General features: G+C 45.7%; 12 protein-coding genes. 2 read left to right on the top strand and 10 right to left on the bottom strand.

Features of this window, described 5'->3' with window-relative positions; genetic code table 11:
• Positions 1-14: 14 nt before the first annotated feature.
• The 4 genes from folA to rplU form a co-directional block, all read right to left on the bottom strand.
• A complete protein-coding gene (folA, locus tag JAO78_RS14010; RefSeq protein ID WP_226751992.1) occupies positions 15-503 on the bottom strand; it encodes a type 3 dihydrofolate reductase in 489 nt (162 codons plus the stop codon).
• 9 nt (positions 504-512) lie between these two features.
• Complete coding sequence (cgtA, locus tag JAO78_RS14005) at positions 513-1,670, bottom strand: Obg family GTPase CgtA (RefSeq protein ID WP_226751991.1); 1,158 nt, start codon at positions 1,668-1,670, stop codon at positions 513-515.
• A gap of 134 nt (positions 1,671-1,804) precedes the next feature.
• The gene (gene rpmA, locus JAO78_RS14000) at positions 1,805-2,062 is read right to left on the bottom strand and encodes a 50S ribosomal protein L27 (protein ID WP_226751990.1); all 258 of its coding nucleotides are present in this window, start codon (positions 2,060-2,062) and stop codon (positions 1,805-1,807) included.
• Between the two features lie 15 nt (positions 2,063-2,077).
• Positions 2,078-2,386, bottom strand: a complete 309-nt coding sequence (gene rplU / locus JAO78_RS13995) for a 50S ribosomal protein L21 (protein WP_226751989.1) — start codon at positions 2,384-2,386, stop codon at positions 2,078-2,080.
• 467 nt (positions 2,387-2,853) lie between these two features.
• Between rplU and ispB the strand changes: the two genes are divergently transcribed.
• Positions 2,854-3,825, top strand: coding sequence for an octaprenyl diphosphate synthase (ispB, locus tag JAO78_RS13990; protein ID WP_226751988.1), 972 nt, complete (start codon positions 2,854-2,856; stop codon positions 3,823-3,825).
• A gap of 69 nt (positions 3,826-3,894) precedes the next feature.
• On the opposite strand, the gene mdh is transcribed toward ispB, so the two are convergent.
• Positions 3,895-4,833 (bottom strand): malate dehydrogenase, encoded by a 939-nt coding sequence (gene mdh / locus JAO78_RS13985; RefSeq protein ID WP_226751987.1) that lies wholly within the window; start codon positions 4,831-4,833, stop codon positions 3,895-3,897.
• 219 nt (positions 4,834-5,052) lie between these two features.
• Here mdh and argR point away from each other — a divergent pair, with 219 nt between their 5' ends.
• Positions 5,053-5,520: a transcriptional regulator ArgR gene (gene argR / locus JAO78_RS13980; protein WP_226751986.1), complete on the top strand. Its 468-nt coding sequence runs from the start codon at positions 5,053-5,055 to the stop codon at positions 5,518-5,520.
• Here argR and JAO78_RS13975 read toward each other — a convergent pair.
• The 5 genes from JAO78_RS13975 to acnB form a co-directional block, all read right to left on the bottom strand.
• Positions 5,503-6,459 carry a Dyp-type peroxidase gene (locus JAO78_RS13975; protein ID WP_226751985.1) on the bottom strand — a complete coding sequence of 319 codons (957 nt, stop codon included), beginning with the start codon at positions 6,457-6,459 and terminating at the stop codon, positions 5,503-5,505. The two genes, argR and JAO78_RS13975, sit on opposite strands and share 18 nt — an antisense overlap.
• 1,159 nt (positions 6,460-7,618) lie before the next feature.
• Positions 7,619-8,890: an ammonium transporter gene (locus JAO78_RS13970; RefSeq protein WP_226751984.1), complete on the bottom strand. Its 1,272-nt coding sequence runs from the start codon at positions 8,888-8,890 to the stop codon at positions 7,619-7,621.
• 11 nt (positions 8,891-8,901) lie between these two features.
• On the bottom strand, positions 8,902-9,240 hold the full coding sequence (gene glnK, locus JAO78_RS13965; protein ID WP_226751983.1) for a P-II family nitrogen regulator: 339 nt from the start codon (positions 9,238-9,240) through the stop codon (positions 8,902-8,904).
• 174 nt (positions 9,241-9,414) lie between these two features.
• Positions 9,415-9,804 carry a YacL family protein gene (locus JAO78_RS13960; protein ID WP_226751982.1) on the bottom strand — a complete coding sequence of 130 codons (390 nt, stop codon included), beginning with the start codon at positions 9,802-9,804 and terminating at the stop codon, positions 9,415-9,417.
• Between the two features lie 300 nt (positions 9,805-10,104).
• Complete coding sequence (gene acnB / locus JAO78_RS13955) at positions 10,105-12,702, bottom strand: bifunctional aconitate hydratase 2/2-methylisocitrate dehydratase (RefSeq protein WP_226751981.1); 2,598 nt, start codon at positions 12,700-12,702, stop codon at positions 10,105-10,107.
• Between the last annotated feature and the right edge of the window lie 161 nt (positions 12,703-12,863).

Raw genomic sequence — 12,863 nt, 5'->3', positions numbered from 1 at the left:
TGTATATGCCTTTATTAGCAGCGCTCTAAGGTGATAAAACGATGAGCTAAGGGGTTGCTATCACTTTGTGGCACAACATCCTCACTCGTGATCTGCCAAGGCCCTACCGCTTGATAATCTGGGAAGAAAGCATCGCCTGGTGTTTCTAAGGCAATTTCAGTCAAATATAAGCGCTGCGCTAAAGGTAAACACTGGCGGTAAATGTCAGCACCACCAATAATCATCACTTCTGACACATCGGCTACTAACGCTAAAGCTTGTTCAACGCTATTCACCCATTCTACGTTACAGTTAGCCGGTACCGGCTGACGACTGATCACGATATTACGACGCCCCGGTAAAGGACGACCAATGGATTCAAAGGTTTTGCGCCCCATCAACACCGGCTTACCCGAAGTCATGGCTTTAAAATGCTTTAAATCGGCCGGCAAATGCCAAGGCATCTGATTATTCAAACCGATTACGCGATTGGCCGCCATCGCAGCGATCATAGCTATTTGCATAAGGCTAACTCAGCGTTGATAAATAACTTCAACATCATAATCATCATCGTCGAAATCATCATCGTCATCCAAGTCATCTTCCAATGCTGCCGCTTCTTCGTGGTAATCATCCCACTTAAAGGTAACAGGATCAGCAATAGGATCAGCGACTTCTTCGGCTGGTAATTCTTCGATGTAACTTAAGATATCTTTCGATAAACGCGCAGTGTTTTCACGCGACGCGGCTGAAATCTTAAAGACCGGGCCTTGCCAATCAATGGCTTTAGTGACCTCAGCGATGATTTCATCTAACTCTTCTTCTAATACTAAATCCAGTTTATTAAATACTAACCAGCGAGGTTTCGCCGCTAATTTTGTACTGTATTTATGTAATTCTTCAATGATGGTTTTGGCATTCTCGGCCGGATCGGAACCGTCAGCAGGCAACACATCGACCACATGTAATAACAAGCGACAACGTTCTAAATGCTTTAAGAATTGGATCCCCAAACCCGCACCTTCTGCAGCACCGGCAATTAAACCAGGAATATCAGCAATCACAAAAGAACGATGAGATTCAACCCGTACTACGCCTAAATTAGGCACGAGGGTGGTAAAAGGATAATCAGCCACTTTCGGTTTAGCTGCTGACACGGCGCGGATTAACGTTGATTTGCCCGCATTGGGTAAGCCTAACAATCCCACATCAGCTAACAATAATAATTCTAAGCGTAAATTACGTATTTCACCTGGCGTACCATTGGTTTTTTTACGTGGCGTGCGGTTTGTGCTACTAGCAAAACGCGCGTTACCTAAACCATGCCAACCGCCTTTAGCGACCATCAACTTTTTACCGTTTGCCGTTAAATCGCCAATCACTTCTTCCGTATCGGCATCCACAGCGCGCGTTCCAACAGGTACTCTTAATACTAAGTCGGCACCCCGTTTACCGGTACAGTTAACACTCCCGCCGTTTTCACCGCGTTCAGCTTCGTGAAACTTTTCAAATTGGTAGTCTACCAAGGTGTTAAGGTTTTCATCTGCTAGTAGGTAAACATCACCACCATCACCACCGTCACCGCCATTTGGGCCGCCTTTGGAAATAAACTTTTCCCGTAAAAAACTGATAATACCGTTACCGCCGTCGCCGGCTTCAACACGGATTATCGCTTCATCAACAAACTTCATGAGGTGCGTCCTGATTAACTGTGATCTGGTTTGACTTAGTTTTACTGTTGCTCAGTATAACGCATGTCAGACAGTGGAGAAAATTTATAATAAAAAACCCCGCTCGAGGCGGGGTTTTCTTGTAACCATCCAGCTTACTCGCTGACGATGCTTACATATCTACGATTGTGCTCGCCTTTCACTTCAAACTTCACTTTACCTTCAGTTAAAGCGAATAAAGTGTGGTCTTTACCGATACCAACGTTGCTGCCTGGGTGGAATTTAGTGCCACGCTGACGAACAATAATGCTACCAGATAAAACTGATTCACCACCAAAGCGCTTAACACCTAAGCGTTTAGCTTCTGAATCGCGACCGTTACGAGTGCTACCTACACCTTTCTTACTTGCCATGTGTCGATACTCCTGTTACGCGCTGATGCTGGTGATTTTCACTTCAGTGAACCATTGACGATGGCCCATCTGTTTACGTGAATGCTTACGACGACGGAACTTGACGATCTTTATCTTATCGCCACGGCCATGGTTGACCACTTCCGCTACTACTTTACCACCTTCAACTAAAGGGGCGCCGATACTGATTTCTTCGCCATTAGCGATCATCAGTGGGATAAATTCGATTTTTGCGCCGGTTTCTAAGTCTAGTTTCTCTAGACGAAGAGTTTGACCTTCCGTCACACGGTGCTGTTTGCCACCACTTTGGAAAACCGCGTACATAGTTAACTCCGTACAAAGCACGCCAACGCTTTTTAAATTTAAGGGGCGTGTTAATTCAATTCACAGGGCGCGAATTGTACGCAATTTCCCCCAGTGCCGCAAGCACAATTATTAAAAAGATCTGGCTGTGGGCATTCTAACGCAGCAAGGCCTCTTCAGCCAACTTCAAGGCGTTAAGGGCTAGGCACTGCAATGCTGGAAGAAAGAGACTATTTTCAGCTGCTGCAACAGCGCATTGGCCGCCCAAATACCGCCCCGAAAGATCAATCCTGAATATCGTTACACGCTTTTGCGCACCGCTAAAACGATATTTAATGGCTTAATATTAGCGCAGTTTACGTGCAAGCCAATCATTTATCAGAAAAGGGGATCCGTACTATCACCGAAAAGGATCCAGATTTCATTTTAGCCCACAGTTTGAATAGTGTAGAATCATCAGCATTCATTACTTTAGCAGTTAGAAGCAGATGACGCTCGACGAAATACAGCAACTCTCCGCAGACGATATGGCCGCGGTCAATCAGCATATTTTTTCTCAGCTTAGCTCTGATGTAGCGCTGATTAATCAACTGGGTATCTACATTGTAAATAGTGGCGGCAAACGTTTGCGGCCTTTACTTGCTGTGCTGGCCGCCAGAGCCTTGGGCTATCAAGGAACACAACATCTGAGCATTGCCGCTATTGTGGAGTTTATTCATACCTCCACTTTGCTACATGACGACGTCGTCGATGAGTCGACTATGCGCCGTGGCAAAGAAACCGCTAATGCGTTGTTTGGCAATCAAGCTAGCGTGTTAGTCGGCGACTTTTTATACAGCCGCTCTTTTCAAATGATGGTTGAGCTGAACAATATGCGTGTAATGCAAGTATTAGCGAATGCCACCAATATCATTGCAGAGGGTGAAGTATTACAGTTGATGAACATCAACGACCCTACCACTACTGAAGAAAACTATTTACAAGTTATCTACTGCAAAACAGCAAAATTATTTGAGGCCGCTACCCAACTTGCCGCCATCATCGCTGCACAGCCCGACTCGGTTGAACAAGCCATGAAAGCTTATGGCATGCACCTAGGCACGGCCTTTCAGTTAATTGATGATGTATTAGATTACCAAGCCGATGCCGCTGAACTGGGCAAAAATATTGGTGATGATCTTGCCGAAGGTAAACCCACGCTGCCATTAATTCATGCGATGCGTCATGGCTCAGCCATACAACAACAATTAATTAGCGATGCGATTACCGAGCGTAATGGTATGCAGCATTTGCCAGAGATTATGGCCGCGCTGCACGAAACGGGTGCTTTTGATTACACCCGGCAGCTGGCGCAGCAAGAAGCATTAAAAGCGCAACAGGCTTTAGCCGAGTTAGCACCTTCGCCTTTTAAGCAGGCTTTAGTTGCCTTGGCAGACATTGCGGTGTCACGCAGCCATTAAGGCTTTATCCGGGCCACTCATTGCAATAAAAAAGGCGCTTTAAGCGCCTTTTTTTAAACTGAGTTCAACTTAGTTTTTGTTGACAAACTCTTCGCCTAAAGCGATGTCTGCTTTTAACGTTCCCAACATATCGTTCATGGCTTTTTCTTCAAAAGCACTTAATTGACCGATTGGCAGTAATTGCTCAACGCCGTTTTTACCCAACACTAATGGCTGAGCGAAGAAACGTGCATGTTCACCCGCACCTTCAACGTAAGCATATTCATTTACTGTTTCGCCCTGTAAACCTTTTACTAAAGAAATACAGAAACGCGCAGCGGCCTGACCCATTGATAAGGTTGCTGATCCGCCACCGGCTTTTGCTTCAACAACTTCGGTACCCGCATTTTGGATACGCGTTGTTAAGGCTGCCACTTCATCATCGCTAAAGCTCACGCCAGAAACTTGAGACAGTAAAGGCAGGATTGTTGTACCGCTGTGGCCACCGATTACTGGCACAGTGATTTCAGTTGGGTTTTTACCTTTTAAGGCTGCAACAAAGGTTTCAGCGCGGATAACGTCCAGTGTAGTTACACCGAATAAACGACGTGCATCATAAGTACCGGCTTTCTTGAACACTTCTGCCGCAATGGCCACAGTGGTGTTCACTGGGTTAGTAATAATACCGACTAACGCTTTAGGACACTGCTCAACGATAGCTTCAGCTAATGTTTTCACTACGCCAGCATTGATGTTGAACAGATCAGAACGATCCATACCCGGCTTACGTGGCATGCCCGCAGGGATCATCACGATGTCGGCACCGGCTAATGCCGTGTTCAGATCTTCTTTACCATAACCCGTTACGTTTACTGCTGTAGGAATGTGGCTCAGATCAACCGCAACACCAGGAGTAACAGGAGCCAGATCATACAAGGCTAAGTCTGTGCCGGCAGGTAAATCTAACTTCAGTAACAACGACAGTGCCTGGCCAATACCACCGGCAGCACCTAATACGGCAACTTTCATGCTTCTCTCCAATTATACAGTTCAGAATAACCGCGCCAACAATACTGAAATGACGCTCAAAATACAAATGTCTTACGCCTAAAGTCTAAGCCTTTTTTCAGATAAAGTAGACAGATGTCACCTACCACAGCTTAACCAAGCTATTTTAGCGTAGTCACTGCTATTGTGGCGTTAAATTTGATAGTATCAAACACAGTAAATATTGCTGAACCGAGAGCCATGACCAAACAAAACCGCCAAGAAGCCCTGATCCATGCCTTTAAAGCCCTGCTAAAAACAGAAAGCTTTGGCTCTCAAGGTGAAATTGTTGATGCCCTCAAGCATGATGGCTTTGACAATGTGAGCCAATCAAAAGTCTCGCGCATGCTGAGTAAATACGGTGCGGTGCGTACCCGTAATGCTAAACAAGAAATGGTTTACACTTTACCGCCTGAACTAGGCGTACCGACGACCAAAAGCCCATTGCGTCAGCTAGTACTGGATATTGAACATAACGATGTGATGATTATCATCCGTACCAGTCCCGGTGCCGCACAACTTATTGCGCGCTTGCTGGATTCTGTCGGCAAAGCCGAAGGCGTGTTGGGTACCATCGCTGGCGACGATACCATTTTTATCGCGCCGATTAGCGTGAAAAATATCGATTTTACTTTACAAAAAGTAACCGAATTATTCGAGAAGGTGTGATGATCGCGCTGTAAATTCACCGCGGGCGGCGGCTTCCATAAAAGTGATTGAAGGAACAAAAAACGCCGCTGCAAGATCAATACGGCAAAAATCGAGTAAGCCATCGTAAATACCCGATTGCTGTAAACCCAATTTACTGCGCCAGAGCCGACTAAAAACATCACTTTCTGCACTAAAACATAACTGTAAAGCACCTTGCGTATGCAAACTGGCATAAGGCATGTTTTGCTCGAGCAACATCGCATCATTAGGCGCTAATACCACATGTTGTGCCGTTAAATGACTACTACGGATTTCAGCATCCGCTGCGCACTTTTTACCATCCAGCTTTTGATAACCCATGATGGCTTCTTGTTGCTCCGTACTTAATTGCAACCAATGTTTTTGATCTAACTGTAATCGATAAAAATAAAGATAACTGCCACCAGCAAAAACAGGATCGTTAAGCGCATCCACAAGCGCCGCTTTGCGCCGCTTGATGCCGCGTGGATTCGTTGGGGCATCGATAAAGCCCGTTAATTGCCGACCGTCCAGATAGCGGAACCCTGATAAATTTTCGACAATTTCGACATTAGGACTAATCAACTGATAGATTTGTTGCAGCGCGATGTAATTAACATCAGTCCGATCTGAGCGCACTTGGATGAATAAATCCGCCATACTGTGGCTTACTTGAAAATGCTCTGAGCGAAACTCGGGAAACGCACTAAGACCGGCCGGTCGCTGCCTAGGATACAGGCTATCCCAAAAATGACTGCTAATGGCGACCACACCGCTGAGCATGGCTTCGGAGAAGTGATCGGCTAAACGATTTATTATCTGCGGCAGTCGCGTTAGTTTTTGCCGCAGCATGGCTTCTTGACCATCTAACACATTAATGAGCAGATAACTGCCATGTAAATTTGCTTCTGCACAAATTCCTAATTGTTCGCGTGCCATGTGGTTCCTTCAGTGTTTTCTATCACCATTATCGCTTGCTAAAGTAGAAGGTCAATCCCCAGTGTGACTAATCGCCTGCCTTTGTGTGCGAGATCTCTCACAAAACAGGTAGCCAAAGCGCTTTATATCTGCACCACTTAGAAAGACTTTCAATTTAAACTGTTGATATTAAATATCTATTTTTGATTTACACTTTATTGCAAAGATAAGACAATTTTTCCCATCACAGAAAACCCCTCCTATTTTATGCTGATAAAGGCATAATAAACACATCGAAGGAACGATAGCTGAAAGGATTTCAGTAGCAGCAAGGTCGCGGTACAGGATGTTTTCGGTAATGGATATTACCAGATGCAGGATAGCATAGGGACAGCATTAGGACATCTTCAGGATGAAGAAAACTCGGCAGGATGAAAGAGTAAGAAAGGATAGCCTTGGATGGCAATATTTCGCTTGCAGCTGCAGGATGCGGCCAAGCAGACAATAATAAGGATAACGCTATTGTCGCGTAATAAGTCATCGGAGATGACGGCAGGATGCACTTTCACACCGCGGATTTTGGTGTGGTATGGACACTGACATGATGTCAGCGAGTAATGGATGCGCTTGCAGGATGCAGCACGGATGCACTTTTCAGTCGATTAAGGAATGATCACTGCAATGGATGCAAAATTGAAACTGGGCCGCATTTGTGCGGCCTTTTTCTTTTATGCTAATGGCCATCTTAACCTATCACTCAGCAGAAATTGTTCGGCTTAGCTTACCCCTTTATGCGCTTTTCAGCGGCCTCATCGCACAACAGGTTCAATCTGCTTTCCCACAGCAATTCCCTTACTTATTGCACTGATGACAGACTGACTATTCACCCTCAGATTGTTGTTTTCAAACGTTGATGGTCCATGCTGTTAAATACGCAACCTTGCAATCCTACTGAGTAAACATGCAGCAATACCCTGCTGCATTAAAGCGCATTTACCTTGTTGATCGCGTTTATTGCACATAAAAAAACCCCGCTGCCAGTAGCAACGGGGTGTCAAATAGGACAAAGGACAAGGATAGACAGAGGTGGGTCACGTTTAGTGTTGCTGGCTAGAAACTAAGTTTACTGACGCCAACAACACAGGCTCTTGGAGGGTGCCACCGACACCCGCCAAACTGCTTACTTTACCGAGGCAACAAACTCAGGGTAAGCTTCAATACCGCACTCTGAAGCATCCACACCTTCATATTCTGCTTCTTCGCTTACACGAATACCCATTACCAATTTCAGGAGGTACCAAACCACCAAGCTTGTAATAAATACCCAAGCAAAGATTGCAAAAGCACCAATTAACTGGCCAACGAAGGTTGCACCTTCTTTACTAAATGGCACAATCATCAGACCGAAGAAACCTACTACGCCATGAACAGAAATAGCACCAACTGGATCATCAATCTTAATTTTGTCTAAAGCGATAATCGAGCCGACCACTAACACACCACCTATGGCACCGAATAACGTTGCCTGTAAAGCCGTTGGTGTAGAAGGTTCAGCCGTGATAGCAACCAAACCTGCAAGAGCACCGTTTAACGCCATCGTTAAATCAGCTTTGCGGAATAAGAGCACCGATAAGGCCAGTGCTGCAATAGCGCCGGAAGCGGCAGCCGCATTGGTATTTAAAAAGACCACGGCAACAGCATTAGCATTACTGATATCCCCCAGTTTTAATACTGAACCACCGTTAAAACCAAACCAACCCATCCACAGTATCAAGGTACCTAAGGTTGCTAAAGGCATGTTCGCACCAGGGATTGCATTCACTTTACCGTCTTTACTATACTTCCCTTTCCGAGCACCTAGTAATAACACTCCCGCTAAGGCTGCCGCAGCACCTGCCATGTGCACAATGCCTGAGCCTGCGAAATCAGAAAAACCAAACTGATCATCCAGATTAATACCGAACATCCCTTCAGCGCCCCAAGTCCAAGATCCATGAACTGGGTAAATAAAGCCCGTCATCACCACCGCGAATGCTAAAAAGGCCCAAAGCTTCATTCGCTCAGCAACAGCACCAGAAACGATAGACATTGCAGTAGCAACAAAGACGACTTGGAAGAAGAAGTCAGATGCGCTAGAGTAAACCGCTGCCCCTGTAAAACCATCTTCACGCTCGGCAAAACTGGTTAAGGTAGCATCAACATCCACAGCGCCGATACCACTTAAGAAAAAGTCACCGCCATACATAAATGCGTAACCGCATATTAGGTACATAATGCAAGCTATGGAGTAAAGGGCCACGTTTTTAGTTAAAATCTCAGTGGTATTTTTGGCGCGCACCAAACCTGCTTCCAGCATTGAAAAACCGGCAGCCATCCACATAACTAAGACACCGCACATTAAAAAGTAGAAGGTATCCATGGCATATTGTAAGTGATAAATTTGTTCTTGCATGTTAATACTCCTTAAATCGCTTCGGCGTCGGTTTCACCCGTCCGAATACGGACGGCTTGTTCGAGGTTGTAAACGAAAATTTTTCCGTCACCTATCCGACCGGTATGAGCCGCTTTTTGAATGGCTTCAAGTAAACGTTCTACCTGATCATCTTGGGTCGCAATTTCCAGTTTTACCTTTGGCAGGAAATCAACCTGATACTCAGCTCCACGATATAATTCGGTGTGGCCTTTCTGCCGACCAAAACCTTTTACTTCTGTCACCGTTAAACCTTCTACACCAATGTCCGCGATGGCTTCACGAACATCATCCAGTTTGAACGGCTTGATGATGGCACAAACAAGCTTCATGATGGTTTTCCTTATCGACTAATTTTTGTGATTGCACCGTTATATAAGAAAACCTTGTGCCAACTTTTATTTATCGATAAAAAACAATAATTTAAGCCTACACCACCAAATTTAAAGCAAAAAAAAGCACCATAATGGTGCATTCATTCCCGTAGACTGTGCAGCTCTCTTCGCTTAACCGCCGCTTAAAAACTGCTGCCAGGCCTGTAGCAGTTTCACTAAATCTTCCAAACCACATTGGGTTTGCATGCCATGATCATCCAGCGATAATGCCTCTTCATCAAGCTCGGCTGAGGTTTGTTGCGGCGTGTCCCCTGCTTCATAAAATAGGGTGTTATGTCTTAAAGTCACCTCGGCATGTTCCACTTCGAGTAGATATTCTTTTCCTTGGAAGCGCAAAGTGTCATAGGCTTTTAATGCCTGCAATTGGCTTAACAGCGGTTGGTAAGCCGAAGCTTGCTGGCCAAATTCGTCCAATAAAAAGCGCGCTAACACATCGTGTTCAGCACTGAGTTTTAAGCTAAATTGCCGGGTGGCCCGATCATAAGTAAAGTCGTATTCCATGCACTATTCCGTTAACACGCAGTGTTAGAGCGCCCACGGCACAAGCCACAGCAGCTAGGCGTACCGTATTTGTTTGAGGCGAAGATTTTACCTGATTTCATGCGGCTTGGTTGGAAAAATAGCAGGTTTTTGCGCTAAGTCAGTTAGTAGCTGCAGTTAGCACAGTACTGATTAAGTCGACAGGATAACCGACACGGCTCAGCAACCTTGTCACCCAGTGCGATGTCAGCCGTGGCTTTGTAGGAATATTACGTATAAAAAAGGCCTGCATTCAGCAGGCCTTGTTAAACAGTTTGCTGACTACACAGCTTGCTGAATAATCACGTTGTCTGCTTTTTTAGTGTATTGCGACATCTTATGGAAGTTCAGGTAACGATAAGTGTCGGCTGCCGTAGCATCGATCTGTTTCGCGTACTCTAAGTATTCCGCTACTGTCGGTAACTTACCGATAATAGAAGCGACCGCCGCTAACTCGGCTGATGCTAAATAAACATTCGCACCCTGACCTAAACGGTTCGGGAAGTTACGAGTAGACGTTGAGACGACTGTCGACTTCTCAGCTACGCGAGCTTGGTTACCCATACACAGTGAGCAACCTGGCATTTCAGTGCGCGCACCGACTTTACCGAAGATACTGTAGTAACCTTCTTCCGTTAACTGTGCTTGGTCCATCTTAGTCGGCGGAGCGATCCATAACCGCGTGGGCAACTGGCCTTTATATTTGTCCAGTAATTTACCCGCAGCACGGAAGTGACCAATGTTGGTCATACAAGAACCGATAAATACTTCATCAATCTTGTCGCCTGCTACTTCAGACAATAAACGCGCATCATCTGGGTCATTTGGTGCACATAGTACCGGCTCTTTAATGTCAGCTAGGTCAATTTCAATTACTTCAGTATATTCTGCATCAGCATCAGCAGACATTAACTGTGGATCTTTCAACCAAGCTTGCATTGCTTGAATACGGCGCTCGATAGTACGAACATCACCATAGCCTTCAGAAATCATCCACTTCAACATCACGATGTTTGATTCAAGATATTCGGCAATCGATTCTTCTGACAACTTGATAGTACAACCGGCAGCAGAACGCTCAGCAGACGCATCTGATAATTCAAAAGCTTGCTCAACCGTTAAGGTTGGTAAGCCTTCAATCTCTAAAATGCGGCCAGAGAAGATGTTCTTCTTACCTTTCTTATCTACCGTTAACAGACCTTTTTGGATCGCTACGTAAGGAATGGCATGTACTAAGTCACGTAAGGTAATGCCTGGCTGCATTTCGCCTTTAAAGCGGACCAATACCGATTCAGGCATATCAAGCGGCATAACACCCGTTGCCGCAGCGAAAGCGACTAAGCCTGAACCCGCTGGGAACGAAATACCAATTGGGAAACGTGTATGCGAATCACCACCCGTACCCACTGTATCCGGCAGTAACATACGGTTTAACCAGCTGTGGATAATACCGTCACCTGGGCGCAGTGCCACACCGCCACGATTCATAATGAAATCTGGCAACGTGTGGTGAGTGTCAACATCAACGGGCTTCGGATACGCAGCCGTGTGACAGAAAGACTGCATAGTTAAATCGGCAGTGAAGCCTAAACACGCTAAGTCTTTTAATTCATCACGCGTCATGGGGCCAGTCGTGTCTTGCGAACCTACGGTGGTCATTTTCGGTTCACAGTAAGTACCAGGACGCACGCCTTTCACGCCGCACGCTTTACCTACCATTTTCTGCGCTAAGGTGAAGCCTTTGCCAGAATCTATTTTGGGTAAGGGACGACGGAACTTGTCTGAATGACCTAATTTTAAAAACTCACGAGCACGGTCAGTTAAACCACGACCGATAATTAATGGAATACGGCCACCGGCACGAACTTCGTCAATTAAAACGTCAGTTGCTAAGCTGAACTCGGCTAATACTTCGTCAGTACCATGGCGAACCACTTTGCCTTCGAATGGCAGAATGTCGATCACATCGCCCATTTCTAACTTGCTAACATCGACTTCGATAGGTAATGCGCCAGAGTCTTCCATGGTGTTAAAGAAGATAGGAGCAATTTTGCCACCTAACACAAAACCACCGCCACGCTTGTTTGGCACGTAGGGAATATCATCCCCCATAAACCACAATACCGAGTTAGTGGCAGATTTACGTGATGAACCCGTACCCACTACGTCACCCACATAAGCCAATGGGTAGCCTTTTTTATTCAGTTCTTCTAGCTGCTTGATCGGGCCAATAGTACCTGGCTCATCCGGGTTGATGCCTTCACGGGCATTTTTCAACATAGCTAAGGCGTGCAGAGGGATATCTGGACGTGACCAAGCATCTGGTGCTGGTGATAAATCATCCGTGTTGGTTTCGCCAGACACTTTAAATACGGTCACCGTAATTTTCTCAGCTAAAGCCGGTTTGGCTTCAAACCACTCGGCATCGGCCCAGCTTTGAACGACTTGCTTCGCATACTCGTTACCCGCATCGGCTTTGTCAGTCACATCATGGAAAGCATCAAAAATCAGTAAGGTGTGCGATAACGCCTTAGCAGCGATCGGCGCGAGCTTGGCATCATCTAATAAACTGATTAGTGGCTCGATGTTGTAACCACCCATCATGGTACCTAACAACTCGGTAGCACGCTCAGCGTCGATTAACGGGCTGGTTGCTTCGCCTTTCGCAAGTGCGGCTAAAAAGCCCGCTTTTACATAGGCAGCTTCATCAACACCTGGTGGTACGCGGTTGATAAGCAAATCTAAAATGAATTCTTCCTCACCTTTTGGTGGGTTTTTCAAAAGCTCAATTAAGGCAGCTACTTGTTCTGCGTTTAACGGCTTGGCAGGGATCCCTTGTTCGGCGCGTTCGGCCACGTGTTCACGATATTCTTGTAGCACAGTAATGTCCTCTCAGTCGTTGCTTTGCAGTCTGGTCACTGCAATGTCATGCTGTTGAATGTATGGGCTCAATTATAAGAAAGATCAAGGCAAAAGCCTAATAGCATAATAACTGACCTGCTTATACTGGTTATAACCTTGCTGAATACAAAGGGTCAGTC

This window comes from Alishewanella maricola, from assembly GCF_016343785.1.
GTDB classification, from domain to species: Bacteria; Pseudomonadota; Gammaproteobacteria; order Enterobacterales; family Alteromonadaceae; genus Alishewanella; species Alishewanella maricola.
Note: the sequence above shows the minus strand (reverse complement) of the source record. Positions and strands in the feature narration are given on the sequence as shown.

Coding starts and splice junctions, on each gene's coding strand:
- rpmA (WP_226751990.1), bottom strand. CDS start 2,062: ATGGCAAGTAAGAAAGGTGTAGGTAGCACTCGTAACGGTCGCGATTCA.
- mdh (WP_226751987.1), bottom strand. CDS start 4,833: ATGAAAGTTGCCGTATTAGGTGCTGCCGGTGGTATTGGCCAGGCACTG.
- rplU (WP_226751989.1), bottom strand. CDS start 2,386: ATGTACGCGGTTTTCCAAAGTGGTGGCAAACAGCACCGTGTGACGGAA.
- JAO78_RS13960 (WP_226751982.1), bottom strand. CDS start 9,804: ATGGAATACGACTTTACTTATGATCGGGCCACCCGGCAATTTAGCTTA.
- argR (WP_226751986.1), top strand. CDS start 5,053: ATGACCAAACAAAACCGCCAAGAAGCCCTGATCCATGCCTTTAAAGCC.
- glnK (WP_226751983.1), bottom strand. CDS start 9,240: ATGAAGCTTGTTTGTGCCATCATCAAGCCGTTCAAACTGGATGATGTT.
- JAO78_RS13975 (WP_226751985.1), bottom strand. CDS start 6,459: ATGGCACGCGAACAATTAGGAATTTGTGCAGAAGCAAATTTACATGGC.
- folA (WP_226751992.1), bottom strand. CDS start 503: ATGCAAATAGCTATGATCGCTGCGATGGCGGCCAATCGCGTAATCGGT.
- JAO78_RS13970 (WP_226751984.1), bottom strand. CDS start 8,890: ATGCAAGAACAAATTTATCACTTACAATATGCCATGGATACCTTCTAC.
- cgtA (WP_226751991.1), bottom strand. CDS start 1,670: ATGAAGTTTGTTGATGAAGCGATAATCCGTGTTGAAGCCGGCGACGGC.
- ispB (WP_226751988.1), top strand. CDS start 2,854: ATGACGCTCGACGAAATACAGCAACTCTCCGCAGACGATATGGCCGCG.